Here is a 19,460-nt window from a genome sequence, read left to right as displayed (position 1 = left end):
GCTAATCTATTATCTCCAAATCCAGAAGTGCCGAACTTAAACTCTTGCCATGCATGTCCATTGAGAGTGAACGGGTAACCCCTCCGCCCAAAGCATTTTCCAAGACAAAGTTAAGGGCTCCCAAACTTGGAATCTCGTATCTTTTTACTTCCCCATGAACGATTTCCTTGAACCATTCCTTTACTCTGTGGGAAGTAACTTGTTCTTTTATTATTTGATAGTGATCCATCTCGTATGCAATAACGGATATCACAGAAATATTACCCTTATCTCCTGTTCTTGAATGAGCAATTTCCCTTAATTTCATTCCCCAGCCTCCTCCAAAACGACTTCTAGATTTATATCATTTTCGGGAATCAGGATGGAACCAATGGCTACTATTTCTCTGCAATACTTTCTTGCTCCACCGCCGCCTGAAGGGCCATTGGTATAGAGTGCTTCAACCTCGTTCCCAATACATTCCGCGTCTGCTTTTGTTTCCGTTTTGGCTGCCACACGAAGCCGGACCTCTTTAAAATCTGTTTTTCCTTCGTTTAGCATATCGCTTAAAGAATCTTGATAAAGTGAATTCACTCCGATAAAATCGATTCTTAATTCCTCGATTGGCAGACGGCAATATTCCAGACGCTTCTTAATGATCTCCCCTGCCAGCTTTGCACGTTCCAAAGCTCCCGGACCACCATAACTTATTTCACCTTCGCCAATATACCCATCTTTATAGCCGACACTGGTTTTTAGGAAACCTGTTTTTTCTTTCCCACTGGCTGATTGGATAAGAACTCTGTCTTTTTCCAAGTGCGTCACGGTAACTTTTGAAAAGTCAGCGACCACATCTGGGGTATAATAGTTTTCCGGATCTTGAATTTCATAGAGTATTTGCTCTTTACAAGTTTCCGGAGTTACCATGCCACCCGCCTCAGCCAGTTTGGTGATGACGATATCGCCATTTTCATCAATTTCACCGATTGGAAAGCCAAGATTCCATAAATCAGGTACTTCTTTATAACCGGGATCTGCAAAATATCCCCCCGTCACCTGTGCGCCGCATTCCAGCAAATGTCCAGCCAAGGTACCTTTTCCCAATAAACGATAATTTTGAAAACTCCAGCCAAATTCATAGATTAATGGTCCAAGCACAAGCGAAGGGTCTGCTACCCGCCCCGTAATAATAATATCTGCCCCTTCATTTAATGCTTGTACAATACCTTCTGCTCCTATATAGGAATTAGCCGAAATCATTTGAGAATGAATGGATCTAAGCTTTTCACCTGTTTCGATTATTTTACTATCAAGATACTTTTCTATTTTTGGAAATACATCATCCCCGAGAACAGCTGCAATTTTGAGCTGTGTGATTCCCAGTTTTTCTGCCAGCAGTTTGGTTGCTTTTACGGCTGATAGCGGATTGGCTGCACCCATATTGGTAATAATCTTCACTTTCCTTTTCACACATAAAGGCAGAATCTTTTCCATTCGATATTCCAAAAGTTCATTATATCCCTTATCGGAATGGATCCTCTTTTGCTGTTGAGCAAGAGCGATCGTCCTTTCTGCCAGACATTCAAAAATAATATAGTCCAGTTTTCCCTTTTCAATGATATCCAAAGCAGGTTCGATCCGATCTCCCGCATACCCCGCTCCGGATCCAATTCTTACTTTTTTCAATTTGAAGTCCCTCCCAGTCAAAATTATTATGTTCTTTGTTGAGTGCGGAGATCGCGCCACTGAATGAGCCGAATATCTTCTGATTGAAGTAAAGCCTGGACTTCTTTATCCCGAAACACATCAAATTCAAACTTCCTCATGGACCATGTGTCCGTGATCCCTTTTAATTCGCCGGTATCTAAGGATGGATGAAACAGTAATTCCGTCACTCCGGGTTTTAATGTGCGTATACAGTTTATCGCTGCCACTTTAGTAATCTGATAATTTGGTTCCTCCCCTTCCGGCACAAAGAAAGGTAGCATTTCGATATAGTCGGGCATGACAATCCCCTTTTTTTCGGCAAGAGCGACAATTTCTTGATGATTTGCCTGCGTTCTGAATGAGTGTCCTTGTTTGGCGTATCTTAATGGCAATTGATACGTTTCGCAAAGGTCTAACAGAATTTCGATGACATGATGCATACTCCCCATGTGATTATCAATATTGGTAGGATCCAGCCCTAATTTAAGGGCAAATTCCATCTGGGCAATCGCTTCTTCCCGCAGCTGTTCCGGATCCGCCTGATTGATAACCGTTTCGGTATCTGGAGGAAAATACCCATTTTCATCGATTAATGTGTTCATATTTGCTTTAAGCGGCCCCCATTTATAAACATTCCATTCAGATGTTTGGGTAAAATGAATGCCCACATCCATCGATGGATTTTTCTTAATCCTGGCAATGGCATCCATCGTCCAAGGACATGTCATCATAAGACTCGCGGACGTTATTAATCCTTCCGTAAGCAACGTGTCGATTGCCTCATTTGTTGAATGACACATTCCAAAATCATCCGCATTCAGAATTAAAAACCGTTCATTTGACATGTTTTTTCCTCCTATCATACCGTTAAGTTTACGCCTTCACCGTAATCCGGCTACTGTTTTTACGACTTTGGTTTTTAAATTTTCCGACAAATAATAAAAAGAACCCGGCATGTGCCGGGAATAAATAGAATGCAGCTTTTCATCAAGCTATCTGGTTTTCTGATATTTTTCGGTCCTATCATCCTGAATCCTGCCAGTCCAATTTAACCCAAATGCAAAGTCATAAGTATGGCCTTCAGAGTCGACGTGACATTCCATGTCGTGGGCAATATCCTCCAATTGCTCTTCGACAGTTTTCATGTTTGCAGGCATTTGCATTGGCAGAAGACCAGAAGGCTCAGCTCCGCCTGTTAAAATCTCAAAAATCGCCTGATCCTGTACCCCGAAATTCGTAAGAATCACATCCACGTCCATTTCAAATTCTTCTACAACCGTTGGGTTTGTTAGGAGGAGGGAAACAATCAACGGTTTTCCTTTCATTGCTTCCACTGTTTCCAATATCATATCCAAATCCGTTGTATTACTTGGAGTTGCTGTTTTTCCTTTGTAGGACCGGTTTAAAACATCTCCCATACGAGCGTCCCCGGCAATGCTTTTTTCCCGGGCATAGGTCGCAGTATATGGTTTATATTGGAGACTGATTGGCACATATCCATTTCCGCCTGCCTTCACGTCATCATGACTATAGCCTGTTCCCGACTTGGGAGTACTGATAAAGACCAAACCAAAATCTGCCTCTTCCGGGATATCCGACACCTTAAAATATTTCCTGGCTACATCCATATTAACCGGATATTCGAGTTTTTCAGGTGTTGGATTGCCAAACCAATCCTTTCCGGCTGGTGTATATTTCTTCGGGATATACACCGTGCTTTCCTTCCTAAGTGGCAGGATGTTATTTTTGTTTTTCAACATGACAATCGACTTAAGCTGGACTTCATACCCTTCCTGCATATACTCCGGCTTTCCAACTTCTTGAACACTTTCCTCGACTTTTAAATAAGGATTTTCAAAAAGACCAAGACGAAAGATATTTTTTAATAAGCGCACGGCAGATTCTTCAAAGCGCTTGCGCATAAATGCTTCACCATGTTCAGCCACACCCATCTGATATGCTTCAAGAATCGGTCCGGCTTCATTATTTCCCCCGAATTGATCGACCCCCGCCATGATTAACTTATAATGCCTCTCAGCAACCGTCAGATGTTCAACACCCCAAGGCTTTCCGCCGACAAATGTATCAATATCCTCCGGTTCATCAGCTGTAATGATCCAATCCGTACAAACCACTCCATCATAGCCATATCTTTTCCGAAGCAACTCTTTAATTAAATATGAGTTGTAAGAATTCCCGACATTTTCTCCATTTACCGGATCTTGATCAACAGATATCGTGTAATATGGCATAACGGCAGAAGCCATTTTTGTTTTACCTGGCAAGTTAAAGGCACCTTTTGTAAATGGTAGTAAATGTTCTTCAAAATTCACTCCAGGATAAACAGCATACTTTCCATATCCAAAGTGGGCATCCCTGCCGCCTTCACCAGAGCCTCCTCCTGGCCAATGTTTTACCATCGCATTCACACTGTCATAACCCCAGCCATCGGCAATTTCATTATCACTCTCTGAGTTCTGAAAACCTTCTACATAAGCCCGGCCCATGTCCGTGGAAAGCTGTGAATCTTCTCCAAATGTACCATTAAAACGGAACCAGCGCGGGTCTGTTGCAATATCAACTTGCGGCGATAGTGCGGTTGTTATGCCTAATGCGCGGTATTCTTTAGAAGCAATTTCCCCGAACCTTGCTGCAATTTCCGGATTAAATGTTGCCGCAAGACCAAGCGACTCTGGCCACATGGAAATGTTGCCGCCAGCACCTGCATTAAATTCGGTACTGGAATCGGAACCATGGCGTGGATCTGAGCTGTTGTTTGCCGGGATGCCAAGCCCAATTCCTTCCGCAAACGCCTGAATTTTGTTATTCCAGCGGGCAGCCGTTACAGGACTTTCCAAAATGGTGACGAGAATATGCCTTAAATTATCTTCCGAAAGAAACTGGATTTGTTGATCGGTTAAATCCCAAGGTTTTGCACCGCTTTCTTCATAGGTCTTACCGCCATAGGAACCATCAAACCAACCTCTGCTGCCGGCAGGCACAGATTGATGTCTGCTGTATAACATGAGACCGGCAATTTGCTCAATGGTCATTTTTGAAGCCAGGTCCTTTGCTCTTTCTTCTGGAGATAACCTCCAGTCTTCATACTTATCGATTTTTCCATCTTTGTTTAAATCCTTAAAAAACAGTCCATCTTGTTCGATGATCGTCACACCGGATGTTGTCGAATACCCTAACGTTGGGCCCTCATTATTTTCTACGTACTTGATAGGATCTTTCGTATCGATTTTTGTATTAACATCATTCATTTAAAATCCCTCCCGCTTTTACTGATTACGTTAACGCTTTCATTATGAGCAAGCTACTGTTTTTACGACTATATGCTTTCAATATTCAGACAAAAAAATAAATCCCTTTTACTGTCTTCACAGAAGGGATATTTAAAAATAGTTTTATGCTCTTTTTTGTGTTCTCACTATGTTTTGTTTTTTCATAAATAACGAGGAAATATATACAAGAAGAAAAACTGCCATGACGAAAGCTGAAACAAGATAAATGGAACTATAACTTGATTTTGCCGCAATTAAACCAAAGATGGCAGACCCTCCTCCGATTCCCAAGTCAAACGAATTAAAAAACATCGCGGTCACCTTCGTATATCTCTCAGGCTTGGTATTATTTAATGTCCAGGCTTGCAGAGAAGGGAATAATGCCCCAGTACCCATTCCATATACAATCGCAGCAAATATTAAATCTTTTAAAGTAGCAGCTTGATATAATAACAAAAATCCGATCAAGATGAAGGCAGAACTAGGAATTAACACCCAAGCTGTCCCTTTTCGGTCAAACAATTTTCCGGAAATGAAACGGACTAAGAATCCGCTCACGGTATTTGTAAAATAAAACCAAGCTACGCCTTCAATATGTTTCTCAGCAGCATAGAGTGCCATAAAACTAATCACCCCGCCAATGCATACACCAAGTAAAAGCATCAAGAAGCAAGGAAAAATAGCGGAACGTTCAATCATTGATTTTAAGAATGATTTTTCATTTTGATTAACATTGTCCACACTTTCAGGAAAATTAATGAAACAGATACATAGCAGGTAAATGAGTAAACTAATTCCTGCGATTACGAATAATAGAATGGGATTGTAGGAACTAAATAGCCACAACCCAACAAAAGGCGATAGTGCTAAAGCTATGGTTGTACCATTCCCAATCAACCCCATCCCTTCTCCTCTTCTTTTTTTCGGAATAATCTCCGCTACTAAAGCAGAAAGAATGGTCACTGCAAGACCAAACCCGAAACCGTGCAGAATCCGAATGGACAGTGCAAGGATAAAGTTTGTCCCAATATAATAACCAAGTGTGGAGATGAAACAAATAAGGATGGAGACTACCAATGTTTTCTTTCTGCCAAATTTATTGGTGAAAACCTCCGTAAAAGGACGAATGATAATCGCCGAAAAAGTAAAGCTCCCGATGATTAATCCTATTTGGGAAACATTGAGACCTCCTTGTTTTGCCAAAAAGAGCGGGAGCGTCGGCAGTAAAACATCAAAAGCGAAAAAAGCAAATGCATTCGCAATCATGATTAAAACAAAAGTTTTGGTCCAAAGTGTATTTGACACGGATTGATACTCCATTATTTTTTCTCACCTGTTACAGCCAATAAAGCTGTAAATAAATCAAGGTTTGAATTTTCTTTTGGAACATAGGTAAAATAATCGAAATGGGCAGGCACAGTCGATACCTTGCCATTTCCAGTGGCGTACATTCCAAAAAACAACCCAGTAAATCCGCCGGCGACCTCCGTAGCAAGCATCGAAGTTTCCCCTTCACCCAAAATAGCCTCTTCTCCACTCAATGATTTAATGGTAAAAGTAAAACGAAAGTCATTTGCTTTGATCCCAAAGATTACAGCCGGTTCGTCATACTCTACCTCTGCTTCTACCTTCCATAGGCTGCCGATTCGGCGGCGGAATAGGATAAGAGATTTTCCTTGCTGAAGGGTTCTGGCAATTTCATAATGATAGTTCTCGTTCATGAGCACGGTCAGGCCGGCTTCTTCCCCATCCTCTTTTGGGACAAACTCCATCAGGGTTGAAATCTCGCAGTTTAAATGCTGCTGCCTGCGGCCAACAAAGGCAGGAGATCCTGTATCATTTAATGTACAAGCTTGACCATACAACGTTAACCATCCGGGTCTGTCCGTTAATGACCAGGATCCAACAAGTGGATTCCGGTAAAAATTCCAAACCGGTGAAAGGGAAGCATGATCAAAATCTTCCTTTTCCTGCCACGTCTGTGGATTTTTTAATGGAAGGGATCCGGCATCATTCTCCACTTCAGCCCGGCCATTTGCTCCAATAATCGGCCAACCTTCCTCTGTCCAATGAACTGAAGCAAGATTGGTTTCACGGCCCAGGTAATGACGTTTTGGATAGCCGACGGGTCTGATCCCGAGAAACACGGTCCACCATGTACCGTCTGCTGTTTGTACCAAATCAGCATGACCAGTCGCCTGAATGGGTTTATCCGTGCTTCGATTCGAAAGAATGGGATTATCAGGATTGCTCTCAAAAGGCCCATATGGATTTTTACTTCTAGCAATCGTTACCATATGGCCATATTCTGTACCCCCCTCGGCAATCATTAGGTAATACCATCCATTGATTTTATATAGGTGCGGTCCTTCCGGAGAGCTCCCGCCTGTACCATTCCAAATTAACCGACGGTCATTTAGCAGCTTTCCGGACTCAATATCGAGCTCCGCCTGATAGATTCCTTCTGGTTCTCCAGTACCAAAAGCGCCTGTTCCGCTTACATACACTTTTCCATCCTCATCGAAAAACAAAGATGGATCAATGCCGCCCCAGCCCTCAATGATGATTGGCTCGGACCATGGACCCTCCGGCTGATCTGCCCACACATAAAAATTCTCTGTTGTTGTAATATTGGTTGTAATCACGTAAAAACGGCCATTATGATGGCGGATTGTCGGAGCAAAAATTCCCTGGGAGGGTAAAAATCCGTTCATGCGCGTAAGCGGAAGCTGACTTTCTCGTGTCAAAACGTGTCCAATCTGTTTCCAATTCACTAAATCCGTACTATGAAAAATCGGGATTCCCGGAAAATATTCAAACGAACTGGTAACCAAATAATAATCGCGGCCCACCCTGCACACACTTGGATCAGGGTGAAATCCGCTAATAACTGGATTTGTAAATTTCATTACATCCACATCCTAACTTTTTTTGATAAGGTCGCTTAAGCTCTTTTTTTGTCGCCTATAGCCTTTATACGCGACACTTTCTTCTTCCCCCTGATACTTTGAAAAATCTCGGCTTGTTAAATGACATAACCTCCTTAATAGATAAGGAGGCTAAAAACTATATGGTTATAAGTCTAACCGGACCCATTAAACCGCTTGGTTCTTGCTGGGCAAACTGAGAAAAGAAATCTCGGTGCTCTTTTACAAGTGTATTGGTCACCTCTATGGTAAGGGTGTTTCTGCCTTGACGGACAAATCTTCCAATCTCAAGCTGATAAGGAGGACAGATACAAGTTCCGACCGATTGCCCATTAACCCAAACTTCAGCAGTTTCATAGACTTTTCCAAGATCCAGAAGAGTACTTCCTCTTTCTACTGCCCATTCGAACTCTGTTTCGTATCGGAAAGTCCCTGAAAATCTCGGAAGTTTATCGGGACAGCTCATATCTGACAGATTTTCTGTACATCCCCATTGGGTAAAGGATGGGTACTGTTCCGAAGCGGCTATGGCAATCGACCATGGCCCTTTCATTGTTAACACAGCCACATCGGATTCTTGCTTTAATTGGCTGCTTCTACGCTCAGAGGTTGATAGATTTTCAATTCCTTCTCCCATTAACACAATAACAGACTCGTATGGGCTTAGCTCCAATGAAATGCTGACCCCTTCGGAAGTCGCGAGCGTGTCCAATTCTGAGAGTTGATTATTAAAGGCATTATAAATAAGAGCATGGCCCTTTTTGGGGATCGAAACAGTTGTCTGTACACCTTGATAGGGATGCTCATTGAAAAACATGAACACATCTAAATCATTGTGTTCATAATGGTAATGACGGAGATAAGGCTGATAGCCGCTTGTCGCAATTTCATAGAATCCCATCTCTCTCATGGTCCCGGCTAACTGATCCAATGGAACAACTAAGACTCTTTTATGACTGGAAAGACGTTCCAGAGTTCCTTCTACATTGAATCCTTCACTCGAACGTATCGGCAAACGGTTTACAAATAAGATAGGAAGGCCGCCGTCTGCCAGTTCTGCCAATTGGGTTAGCAATTTTCCAGGCAATGCTTCACTATAAGGAACGATGAAACAATTGTATTCCTCATTATGAACTTGAAGCTTGTTATCTGAAACCTTTACGGAATCCACGATCACATCCGCCGGCAGCACATCGCAATCGATTTGGTTTCGCAGCAATTCCTTTACCGGCTTGTGGAAATACATATACTCCCCTGACCATTCTGCTTCGGCATGATACAAAACGGCAGCAGTTGCGATATGACGGCCATTGTTTAATAGATGGCTGATCCGATTCGTATAATCATTTAGCTTACGATAGAAACGAAACTGCGGATTTTTTCCGCGTGCATACATGTGCGGCGGACAATCGGGATCTGGAAATTCTTTTTGAGAGAATGCATGCGGAACGAAATAATTTACACCTCGGACTAGCATGTGGTCCGTTAACCATTTCATTAGCTTTAATCCTTCTGCCCATCCATACGCTCCAAATACCTCTGCCATCGTCCTCCCCTTTTTCTTCGGGTCAATGTGTGCAAGAGACGCGGCCAGCTTTGCCAAACCATAGTGGAAAAATTCACTATCTGTTTCTCCTGCTACCCATGTAAATGGTGTTTCATCAAATCCGGGTACAATCTGCCAAAGGACAACGTCCAGCCCTGACATATCCTGCCCCGACAAGGCCCGGAAGAAATGGCCGGCTCCGCTCCCCAACCGGGCATGGACATTATTATCTTCGATGACATGGCCAATGTATTCGACTCCATGACTTCGGCACCATTCTCCAATTTGCCCAACAAAATGCTTGGCATATAATTTGCTGACCAAATTCATATAGGTGTAACGGAAAATGGATGTTTGTGTGCCACCGTCTTCCCAAAGCAGAGGGAGAAACATCAGATAATCGACTCCAAATTCCTGTTCCAATAACATGGGCAGTTCCCTGCTCCACGGAAGGACGGCATGTTTTTTTCCCAGTTTTGAGTTGAAATTAAACGTTTCTTTGTCATTATAGAATCCTGGTTCGTCCGAAAAAAATCCGGCGAACGTCTTTCCAAAATCATCTTTGTAACGGTTATAAAACGCCTCATAAACGGTATCAATTAACACACGGACAGATTCCGGGACAATGGGGTTGAGATAATCATTTTGCGCTTCACTTCCGCCTCCTGACTTTTCTCTAAAGGTGAAAATCCGCCAATAACCTTGTGGTATATCCCAATACAAAACACCCTCTTGCACATGAGATGTTACATTGACAAATTCACCTGTCAGCTCCCCATTTTGAGGATTCCGTTTACCGGCAATTACTCCGATAATGGACCCATCAATCGAAACACCTGGCATTGAATTTCCCACATCAAGCAGGAACGATCCCTTCATTAATGGCCCTAATGCATCAATATGGGACTCAGAAAGAAATAAACGGCGAAGTTCAAGTGGTGCATCTTTTAATTTTCCGGCAGCATGTCCAGTGGGAAAATGATCGTCATCCAACATCCAAACCTTCATTCCCCTGTTTCTTGCTTCCTCCATAATGATATCCATGTCTTTCCACCACTTCGGTCCTAAAAAATCTGGATGTGGCCTTGCTTCTACACATATTGCTTTTATTCCCGATTCATAAACCTTTGTGATTTCGTCCCGGATGATTTCTTCCTCTTCCCCGCGTTGCCATAAAAAAGGCATAATGTAATTACGTTCTTTTCCTTCCAAGACTTCTCTTAATTGTTTATTCATCTTTTCTTTCCCCTCAATTGTCCGAAAGTTTAAAAAATCCTATCCTATTATAATAGGATAGAACAAATGAAAGTTCTTAAACCACTGATAAAACGACCTGTTATTTTCACTTTTCCTACTTTTTATTGAATTGTTCTTTAAAGGTACCCGTAGACAAAACCAATGAAAAAGGCACCCTGGAGCATATTTTTCCTCCACGGTGCACTTACACAGGTATCCAGTTTTCTAAGCCATTTTAGGCTTAAATTCACCCACAACCGTTTGATACCCATTATTTTTTTCGAAGACTTGCGATTGTTCAAGTTCAAAATGCTCCATAATTGGCAAATCACTGCAAGAGAATAAATACGTATCTTCATCGGCGACATGCTCATGCCATGCCCAGTTTGGCACTACAAAATAATCGCCTTCAGACCAGTCAAAGCGGACTCCGTTGATCACGCTATATCCTGAACCCTTAAATACGTTATATATAGTGGCATGGGTATGACGATGAGCTTTCGTATGGAATCCTTTTGGCACTTTTTGCATCCAGGAGGCAATATTTTTATTGGCTGTTTCTCCGGTTGATGGATTGATATACTCAACCGCGTAACCATCAAATGGATCCGGTTCAAAACGACTTAATCCTTTAATTGCCTCTTCGGTTCTTTTCCATTTATAAGCACCAAGCGGCGCGGACATTGGATAGCGGTCGCCGATCGGGCGGACCATTCCCCCTTCATAGCGCTGCGCGGACAAATTATCAGGAACCTTTGGAACCTCGATTTTTTCTGGATAGGGCTCAAAGAACGTTCCACCAATGGCATAAACGGTAGGAATGTCAAGGGCATCCATCCAGATCATTGGTTTTTCACCGAGATGGGCGTGACCATGCCATAGATTCTTTGGCGTAATAAGGTAATCACCCTCCTCCATAAAAATCCGTTCACCCTGGACAATGGTATAGGCGCCCTCTCCATGTGTAATAAACCGGAGCGCATTTTGTGAATGACGATGGGACGGTGCTGTTTCCCCTGGGAGAATTAATTGAACAGCTGCATAAAGGGTTTGCGTGGTTGATGCCCATCCCCACGGATGGCGGTTTGTCAGTCCAGGATTTTGAAAATAAATCGCTCTTCTTTCCCCGCCGCGATCTGGTGTAAAGATCGTTGCAGCTTCCATTAACTTTTTATAAATCACGTCCCATTTCCAAAGATAGGCTTGCGCCTGGGGCTCCGGCTGCTTATGCATTAAGGCTGGGATGGCTTCCCATAATGGACCAAGATGAAATTCCTCTAGGTCTCTATTAAAATCTTTAACAATTTGACTGTTCATAAATTCCGTTTTCTCTGCCATACCAATTCCCCTTTTAGCTTAATTTTGAAAGATTTCTTTCTATCTGCCTGCAGTGCTTACTGGCATGCTCGACAATTAGATGATCAACGATAAATGATATTGGTTTTGTTCCAAAATTAGGGTTGCGGCTAGTTGATTCTATGGCCAGGACTTCCTGGTCCAACCTATTTAACTCTGTATCTACTTGAGCCTTTAAAGCAGTTAGCTCCGTTAATACTTCATCAATGGTTCTTTTATCTGATTCTGTGACGGCAGCAAGGCGTGCTTCTTGAAGGTGGCTTCTTCCCCATAATTCCCCTGGATGCACCTTTATTTGGGCAATTTCTTTCATCCAATAAGGAATGGCTTCCAAGACGTGGCAGACAATTTGCATAATAGACCATTCATCCTCACTTGGCCACCAGCGGATGGTATTTTCGGAAAGTCCCGATACTGTATCAATCATTTTGTCAATCGAGTTTTGCACAGAGTGAATGGATTGCTGGATTGTTTTGGTCTCCAAGACTGGTCACTCCTACTCTGTCACTTTTTTCACTTTATTTTCTAAAGAACCAATTTTATCAATTGAAATTTTCACTACATCACCGTCTTTTAAGAAGGCCGGTGGATCCATCGCGACGCCTACTCCGCCTGGTGTTCCAGTTAAAATGACATCTCCGGGTTCGAGCGTTACTAAATTCGATAAAAACTCAACTAAATATTGAACTGAGAATACTAGATTTGCAGTATTGGTACGTTGTCTTTCCTCACCATTTACAGTTAGCACTACTTCCAATCCAGATGGATTAGTAAGTTCATCAGTGGTAATAAGCCATGGACCCATTGGGGCACTGCCCTCTACCGTTTTTCCCTGCAGCCACTGAATTGTACGGCGTTGAAGGTCACGATAGGTAACATCATTAACGATGGTATAGCCTGCAACATAATCCAAAGCATCTTCCTGTGATACGTTTCTCGCTCTTTTCCCGATTATAAAGGCCATTTCAGCTTCATAATCAAGCTGTTCTGAAATTGGGAAAAATGGAATATCGTCCGCAGGCCCTACAACTGTGTTCGCAAACTTGGCAAATACAACAGGGAACTTCGGTATTTCGCGTCCCATTTCTAAAATATGTTCACGATAGTTATGGCCGACGCAAATGATTTTTCCCGGATTAGGGACTGGAGCTTCCATTTTTACATCGTTAACGGAAAATACTAGCTTCCTCCCTTTATTTTTTCTAGTTTCCAGAGCATATTGGACTGCCTTTTTCGCAAGTTCAAGGCTTTCTTTGCCCCCCTGTAAGAAACCATTCATATCTGCTGGAACAAATGCTTCCGCAATTTGGCAGGCACGCAGCTTTCCTTCCGATGCAACCAATCCTTGATAAGCAAGATTTAGATCAATTACCTCGTTATCTACTAGTGTTCCTACATGTGAAACTCCTTCTCTTGTAAACGTTACTAATTTCATATAAAAAATCCCCTTTTATTCGATTAAGTCCATAAATAGATTACCAAGTTCACTATTATGATAATTTATCTATCAAAAAAATGTCAATATCGGTATATTCAAAATATTTTTAATAATAAACCTCTAAATATTGGATCATTCGAATGATTTTATTCAACAAATTGAAATTGTTATTTTTGAAAAAATAGATTAAGTTGGAAGAGGATAAATTTTGCCGGGGGAGAAGTAAGATGGAAAAGCCAAAAAGCAGCAGTACCATTCAATCTTTAGAAGTGGGGATGGGAATATTAGATTTCATTGCCCTTCAAAAAAAGCCGTGCAAATTCACGGAAATTCAAGAGTATACGCAAATGACTAAAAGTAATTTATATAAATATCTCAATACTTTTGCACAATTGGGAATCCTTTACCGTGATAAAGAATCTGGTGCCTATGTCCTTGGGAGTAAATTAATCGAATATGGGATGGCAGCTGTCGATCAAGAAAATGTCGTGGATAGGATTACTCCTTATCTGGAATTATTAAATAAGAAAACTGGAAACACTGTATTATTTTCTATTTGGACTCAAAGCGGCCCAATGGTCATTAAAATGTTTAATGCAAACCAGGGGCTAAATATTGGTGCACAAATCGGGACCCTTCTTCCTCCCTTTTCAGCAGCCGGGAAAATTTTTAATGCATTCATGGATCGAAATATGACTCAAGCATGGAAAACCGCTGCAAGTGAAAGAGTACCATCAAACCAATTACAGAGCTTAGAGAAAGAAATTGAGCAGATTCAGGAAAAAGAAATTTCATTTGCAAGTGAACCGCTCGTCCCTTCTGTATCATCTGTCTCTTTTCCTGTCTTAAATTACAGGAAGAATCTTTTAGGTGCGGTCGCAGTGGTAGGTTTTTCAGAGCATATACCAAAAACCGAAACGGAAGAAATAAGTAAAATCATTATTGAAATAAGTAAAGACATTTCCAAAAGTTTTGGATACAACTCTCCACAATGATAAAAATACCAAAAGTGAAAACAAGTCACTTTTGGTATTTTTACTTTTTGATATTATTTATATCCTTCATTTTAATCGGCATCTTCTCCATTCAGTAAACCTGGTTGTGGAATATTGGTTCAGTTTATATTTACTCTAAACTTTTTTAGTTAGTTTAGTTTAATTTAGTAAAATTAAGCGTTGACATCCACTTTTTTCGAGTGATACGATTATAATTAAGAGAAATACCTCTAAACATTTTGCAAACAAGTTTAGTAGCTAAAAACTAAACGCACCATAGATTTTGAGGTTTATTTCCGGATTATGGTTATTATGTTCAATAGGAGGTATATAAATGAATCGTTCTTACATGACTGTGACCGAAGTAACTGATTATGGCCCTTACATTAAGAAAATCATTCTTCCCCTGCCTGAGTCTATTAAATCTGAGGCGCTATCGGAAGATACTTTCAATGTTTATGTTGAGAGACGAAGCAAAAAAACCGGTGAAGTGGTTCAAATTATAAGAGATTGGAATTCGAAAGAGCTTTATCCATCAAAGGGATATTGCAATGTTATTAAAGCGTATCCATCAGACGTTGAAGGGACCAAAACCGAAGTCGGCAGTCACGCCACGCTGGAACTCGAAATTGAGGCGGTCTTCCGTTTAAACTCAGATATTGCGTTTTTAGGAGAACATAATGTAAATGTATTCTGTGATTTTCGCATTACCCAGGTGAAAGAAATACAAACCGCTAAAGATTCCATTTCCGGGCTTGTGTATGATCATTTTAGCGGCGGCAAGATGGAACAAGTAAAAGGTTGGGTAAACAGCGAATCATCCTATGCTAAAATGCCACTAAGATTCGGCTATTATACACCGAACATGAACAGAGGAAAACGTCCTTTGATCATTTGGCTGCACGGTGGAGGCGAGGGCGGAAATGACACGTCGATTGCTTATACCGGAAATAATGTTGTAAACCTGTCGAGCGAAAAAGTGCAGAGCATCTTCGGCGGAGCCTATGTCCTTGCTCCACAAGCATCCACCATGTGGTTGGACGATGGCAGCGGCAAGTATACTGAGAGCGGCAAATCAAAATATGTTAAGGCATTGAAAGCGCTTATTGATGAGTTTATCGATACTCATACTGACATTGATACAAATCGAATCTACATCGGCGGTTGTTCGAACGGCGGCTTCATGACAATGCGCATGATCATCGATTACCCAGGTTTCTTCGCTGCTGCTTATCCTGTCTGCGAAGCCCTCTATGACAAGGTAGTCACCGATGAAAATATTGAAGATATCAAGAATACACCAATCTGGTTCACCCATGCCAAAAATGACACTATTGTAAAGCCTGAAGTCACAGTCATTCCGACATACGAGCGCCTGCTTAAAGCCGGCGCAGCCAATGTTCATTTTTCATACTTTGATAATGTCGTAGATACCTCAGGCATTTTCAAGGATACTGAAGGCAATCCATTTGAATTCTTTGGACATGGTACTTGGATTTATATGCTCAAGGACGAATGCGTACTGGATTACGATGGTTCTCCTGTAAAAGTAAACGGCAAAGAAGTAACGCTTCTCCAGTGGTTGGCGCTGCAGTCAAAGCAAAATCAGACAACAGACGCAGATTTATATGTAAAGAGCAGTTTTTAAACATATTCCTGCAAGAATCTATACTTTTTGAAAACATCGCTTATTTTAAGGCGATGTTTTCTCTTTTAACTTATTTAAAATAAGAAAAAGAACGACCTTCATTTTGAAGATCGCTCCTGTGTGTTTTTCCATAAGTAAATTTATTCTATTTTAAAGGAAAATAAATCAATTGTCCCTTCACCTTTGTATGTAAAGTACAAAGCGTATACTCCATTATTTATTTGTAGTGGAGCCTTGTTAATTACCCATTCTTTTGAAGGAGATAGTGGAATCTGAGCAACCTTTTCACTGCCAATTGTAGTACTTACATAAAGTTCTCCTTTTCCGGTTCCTCTTACTTTAACAGAAATCTCAGAGACATCTTCAATATGAAAATACTTAAATCCCGCTACGGCTCCATCCGTCAAATTCGCAATATATTGATTAGGGGTATCATCCCGGTCCTCCCCTTCTTGCGTAAAAAATGGATGAGACTCATCTATTTCTTGACCAATTTCGTATTTAACTGCACCTGTTCTGCACATTAGATTACAAGCAATATAGGCAGGATATTCGCCCCTCCCAATCAATGGACCTCCATTAAGTCCACAACTTGTCATTTCTACTTGTCTTATACTTCCATCGCTGTCGATTTGAATTTCTTCAGCGCATCCCTGCCGTGAAAATTGATTCCTATTGGTCTGTCTTTGATAGAATACATACCATTTACCGTTTATTTCGATGATGCTGCCATGATTGGTGCCTGTGTAATTTAGTGTCTCTTCATCTGTTCTACCATTTAGATAGATATCCCCATTGGAGACAATGGTTCCTCCATATTCAAAACCACCAATGGGACTCTTGGATGTTGCGTAACATAGTTCATGTCCGTTAAAGGAAGAATAAATGAAATAATAGGTATGACCAATCTTTCTCATCGAAGATGCCTCAAAAAATTCATGTCCTTCAAAAGATGTTCCCATACCGTTAAGCTTAAACGGAAAGATATATTTCGGTTCCTCTTTGACCGTAATCATATCTGCTTCTAGTTCGATGACCATACCCCCTTTTACCGTTTTTTCTTCAACGCCTCGAAGCTGCCAAGGGAAATTTACCGGACAGAAACCCGAATATAAATAAACTTTGCCATCATCGTCCACTAGCACACCTGGATCATACTGGAATCCATCCACCTGGCGGTTACCGAGTAAGGTTCCATCCTTGTAGTGTATATGTCCATAAAATTCATATTTACCTGCAGGCGAATCACAGACTGCTACTGATATGACTCCCAAAAAATCAAATGCATAATATAAATAATATCTTCCGTCAGCTCCCTGCTGTACATCCGGTGCAAATAATAATCTGTTACCGTTTCGTCCCATAGGGTCTTGTATTTTCTTATAAATAACTCCTTCGTATCTCCAATTACTCAGGTCATCTACCGAAGCCGACCAACATACATAATCATTTTGACAGAAATATGGACCATTGAATTGATCATGACTCCCATACACGTATACCCTTTTACCAAATACATAGGGCTCTCCGTCAGGAACATATTCATAGCTAGGCAAATAGGGGTTAAAGGCTTGTTTTTTCATATGAACCTCCAATCATTTTATTTGATTATCCTCTCCTATTACTAGAATTATAAGATTATAGAAAAAAGAAACCACTCCAAAACCGACTTATTATTTTTGTAATTCAGATGAATTGCAGTTTCCCAATAAAAGAATGGACCATATATCACGTAAAAAAAGCCATACAATATTATAATTGTATGGCGAACAATATTAGGTAAGATCATTTAATAAACATTTAAGGATCATCAATCCCTGCTCAAGCTCTTCAAGCGTTTTTGGTGCACAGACAGAAACCCTTACCGCCCGCTCTGGAGAACTATTACCAACTACAAAACGTTCAGCCGCATACACTTGTACCCCCTGCTGTGCCGCTAACGTTTCAAATTCAGCACCTGTAATCGTGCCTGGTAATAGCAGCCAACGAAAGATACCTGTTTCATCACCTAAGCACGTATAGTCTGCCAAATATCGATTTACGACTTGGTTTCTGCGAATTGTCTGTTCCCGATGACCCTTAATTAAGACTTCAAATTGATTCGATACAATTGTCCGTGCTGTCAGTTCTGCTAATAATGGGGAAACCGTTATATTTAAATTATAAAGGGCCTTTGAAATTGGCTCCTTGAATTGACTCGGCACTGCTACATAGGCTAGTCGTAAGCCTGGTGCTAATGATTTCGATAAACTTGCAATATAGATAACCTGTTCTGGTGCAAATGATGCAACTGCTGGCAGTGGCTCTTTGCTCAGAAGATGGTACGATGCATCTTCAATAACGAACTGTTTATACTTTTTGGCAATGGCTGCAATCCTTTTTCGATTCTCGACCGACATAAAGGAAGCTGTCGGATTATGATAATCTGGAATTAAGTAAATGCCTTTAATGCTTTCATTTTTACACGCATATACAAAAGACGATGGACTCATTTCATCGTTCTCTGATTTTATCGGAACTAATTGCACGCTAAGCATCGCTGCAACCGTTTTTAAGCCAGGGTATGTATGCTGGTCAACACCAATGCGTTCCCCAGGCTTACAAAGACTTGCCAGTGTAGCAGCAATCGCATTTTGACCCCCATTTGCAAATAAAATGTGGTCAACTGTTGTTTCAAACCCACCTCTTCGAATAAGCTTTATAGCTGCATCCTTTTGCCAAAGGCTTTCGCCTGCTCGGCCATATCCAAACCATTTTTCATAATCCGTCTCTTGAAGCATACTTTTTAGTTGGAGTAGCAGTGGCTCGTAAGAAGCATTATCTGGAAGTGTTGCACCCATTTCAATTAAGTGCTTCGGCTTTGTATCTTCAAGTAAATACGCATTCGATAACGCATCATACGATACAAATGTCCCACTTCCAACTGATGCACTTAACAAGCCCTTTAACTCACACACTTTAAAAGCTTTTGAAATGGTGCTCAGATTTAAATCCAAATAATCAGCCAGTTCTCTTTGTGGAGGAAGTTTTGTTCCAGGTAGCAATTCTCCGTTTAGTATATCCTGTTCCAATCGTCTTGCGAGTGCTTGATAAATAGGTTTTTCAGTTTTATCAATCGATGGCTTCCAGCTCATCGGATAGTTTTCAAAAGAATTAATTGGCATGATCCGTATCCTTTTTCAAACAATTATATGATTGTGTCGTTTAGAAAACAATTAAATAAGTAACCAGTGATATTTAAAATAAGCGGAGACTTTTCGGTTAAATTCAGAATGGAGCTCTTTTCGGGGGAAATAAGCGGAGGATTTCCGGTTATGCAAAGAAAAATCCCTCATTTT

The 19,460-nt window shown here is 41.1% G+C and carries 14 protein-coding genes; 2 read left to right on the top strand and 12 right to left on the bottom strand.

The genetic code is table 11. From position 1 onward, the window contains the following. Window position 1 precedes the first annotated feature (1 nt). The 10 genes from ACZ5XR_RS04075 to ACZ5XR_RS04030 form a co-directional block, all read right to left on the bottom strand. Window positions 2-307: an AtuA-related protein gene (locus ACZ5XR_RS04075; RefSeq protein WP_464500408.1), complete on the bottom strand. Its 306-nt coding sequence runs from the start codon at window positions 305-307 to the stop codon at window positions 2-4. Continuing rightward, window positions 304-1,665, bottom strand: coding sequence for an acyclic terpene utilization AtuA family protein (locus ACZ5XR_RS04070; RefSeq protein WP_464500407.1), 1,362 nt, complete (start codon window positions 1,663-1,665; stop codon window positions 304-306). The genes ACZ5XR_RS04075 and ACZ5XR_RS04070 overlap by 4 nt, the downstream gene beginning before the upstream one ends. 26 nt (window positions 1,666-1,691) lie before the next feature. Continuing rightward, window positions 1,692-2,531 (bottom strand): polysaccharide deacetylase family protein, encoded by an 840-nt coding sequence (locus ACZ5XR_RS04065; protein ID WP_464500406.1) that lies wholly within the window; start codon window positions 2,529-2,531, stop codon window positions 1,692-1,694. A 147-nt stretch (window positions 2,532-2,678) separates the two neighbouring features. Beyond that, window positions 2,679-4,955, bottom strand: coding sequence for a glycoside hydrolase family 3 protein (locus ACZ5XR_RS04060; RefSeq protein ID WP_464500405.1), 2,277 nt, complete (start codon window positions 4,953-4,955; stop codon window positions 2,679-2,681). A gap of 144 nt (window positions 4,956-5,099) precedes the next feature. Next, the gene (locus ACZ5XR_RS04055) at window positions 5,100-6,281 is read right to left on the bottom strand and encodes an MFS transporter (protein ID WP_464500404.1); all 1,182 of its coding nucleotides are present in this window, start codon (window positions 6,279-6,281) and stop codon (window positions 5,100-5,102) included. A 14-nt stretch (window positions 6,282-6,295) separates the two neighbouring features. Next, window positions 6,296-7,885: a glycoside hydrolase family 43 protein gene (locus ACZ5XR_RS04050; protein WP_464500403.1), complete on the bottom strand. Its 1,590-nt coding sequence runs from the start codon at window positions 7,883-7,885 to the stop codon at window positions 6,296-6,298. Window positions 7,886-8,042: 157 nt separating this feature from the next. After that, the gene (locus ACZ5XR_RS04045; protein WP_464500402.1) at window positions 8,043-10,685 is read right to left on the bottom strand and encodes a glycosylhydrolase-like jelly roll fold domain-containing protein; all 2,643 of its coding nucleotides are present in this window, start codon (window positions 10,683-10,685) and stop codon (window positions 8,043-8,045) included. Window positions 10,686-10,910: 225 nt separating this feature from the next. After that, entirely contained in the window at window positions 10,911-12,023 is a 1,113-nt protein-coding gene (locus ACZ5XR_RS04040; RefSeq protein WP_464500401.1) for a cupin domain-containing protein, read from the bottom strand. 13 nt (window positions 12,024-12,036) lie between these two features. Continuing rightward, window positions 12,037-12,525 carry a DinB family protein gene (locus ACZ5XR_RS04035; protein ID WP_464500400.1) on the bottom strand — a complete coding sequence of 163 codons (489 nt, stop codon included), beginning with the start codon at window positions 12,523-12,525 and terminating at the stop codon, window positions 12,037-12,039. 12 nt (window positions 12,526-12,537) lie between these two features. Further along, window positions 12,538-13,476, bottom strand: coding sequence for a fumarylacetoacetate hydrolase family protein (locus tag ACZ5XR_RS04030; protein ID WP_464500399.1), 939 nt, complete (start codon window positions 13,474-13,476; stop codon window positions 12,538-12,540). A 230-nt stretch (window positions 13,477-13,706) separates the two neighbouring features. Here ACZ5XR_RS04030 and ACZ5XR_RS04025 point away from each other — a divergent pair, with 230 nt between their 5' ends. Continuing rightward, window positions 13,707-14,474, top strand: coding sequence for an IclR family transcriptional regulator (locus ACZ5XR_RS04025; RefSeq protein ID WP_464500398.1), 768 nt, complete (start codon window positions 13,707-13,709; stop codon window positions 14,472-14,474). 334 nt (window positions 14,475-14,808) lie between these two features. Next, the gene (locus tag ACZ5XR_RS04020; RefSeq protein WP_464500397.1) at window positions 14,809-16,122 is read left to right on the top strand and encodes a prolyl oligopeptidase family serine peptidase; all 1,314 of its coding nucleotides are present in this window, start codon (window positions 14,809-14,811) and stop codon (window positions 16,120-16,122) included. Window positions 16,123-16,262: 140 nt separating this feature from the next. Here ACZ5XR_RS04020 and ACZ5XR_RS04015 read toward each other — a convergent pair whose 3' ends face one another. Both ACZ5XR_RS04015 and ACZ5XR_RS04010 read right to left on the bottom strand, forming a co-directional pair. Beyond that, entirely contained in the window at window positions 16,263-17,705 is a 1,443-nt protein-coding gene (locus ACZ5XR_RS04015; protein ID WP_464500396.1) for a family 43 glycosylhydrolase, read from the bottom strand. Window positions 17,706-17,897: 192 nt separating this feature from the next. Then, the gene (locus ACZ5XR_RS04010; protein ID WP_464500395.1) at window positions 17,898-19,286 is read right to left on the bottom strand and encodes an aminotransferase-like domain-containing protein; all 1,389 of its coding nucleotides are present in this window, start codon (window positions 19,284-19,286) and stop codon (window positions 17,898-17,900) included. Window positions 19,287-19,460: the final 174 nt, after the last annotated feature.

It is taken from the genome of Neobacillus sp. Fa239 (assembly GCF_055395235.1).
The sequence above is the reverse complement of the archived record's forward strand: the minus strand, read 5'-3'. Positions and strand labels throughout refer to the sequence as shown.

What these genes read in the sequence shown, in the direction of transcription:
- ACZ5XR_RS04065 (WP_464500406.1), bottom strand. Translation starts at nt 2,531, where the DNA reads ATGTCAAATGAACGGTTTTTAATTCTGAATGCGGATGATTTTGGAATG.
- ACZ5XR_RS04050 (WP_464500403.1), bottom strand. Translation starts at nt 7,885, where the DNA reads ATGAAATTTACAAATCCAGTTATTAGCGGATTTCACCCTGATCCAAGT.
- ACZ5XR_RS04025 (WP_464500398.1), top strand. Translation starts at nt 13,707, where the DNA reads ATGGAAAAGCCAAAAAGCAGCAGTACCATTCAATCTTTAGAAGTGGGG.
- ACZ5XR_RS04075 (WP_464500408.1), bottom strand. Translation starts at nt 307, where the DNA reads ATGAAATTAAGGGAAATTGCTCATTCAAGAACAGGAGATAAGGGTAAT.
- ACZ5XR_RS04020 (WP_464500397.1), top strand. Translation starts at nt 14,809, where the DNA reads ATGAATCGTTCTTACATGACTGTGACCGAAGTAACTGATTATGGCCCT.
- ACZ5XR_RS04040 (WP_464500401.1), bottom strand. Translation starts at nt 12,023, where the DNA reads ATGGCAGAGAAAACGGAATTTATGAACAGTCAAATTGTTAAAGATTTT.
- ACZ5XR_RS04060 (WP_464500405.1), bottom strand. Translation starts at nt 4,955, where the DNA reads ATGAATGATGTTAATACAAAAATCGATACGAAAGATCCTATCAAGTAC.
- ACZ5XR_RS04045 (WP_464500402.1), bottom strand. Translation starts at nt 10,685, where the DNA reads ATGAATAAACAATTAAGAGAAGTCTTGGAAGGAAAAGAACGTAATTAC.
- ACZ5XR_RS04015 (WP_464500396.1), bottom strand. Translation starts at nt 17,705, where the DNA reads ATGAAAAAACAAGCCTTTAACCCCTATTTGCCTAGCTATGAATATGTT.
- ACZ5XR_RS04010 (WP_464500395.1), bottom strand. Translation starts at nt 19,286, where the DNA reads ATGCCAATTAATTCTTTTGAAAACTATCCGATGAGCTGGAAGCCATCG.
- ACZ5XR_RS04030 (WP_464500399.1), bottom strand. Translation starts at nt 13,476, where the DNA reads ATGAAATTAGTAACGTTTACAAGAGAAGGAGTTTCACATGTAGGAACA.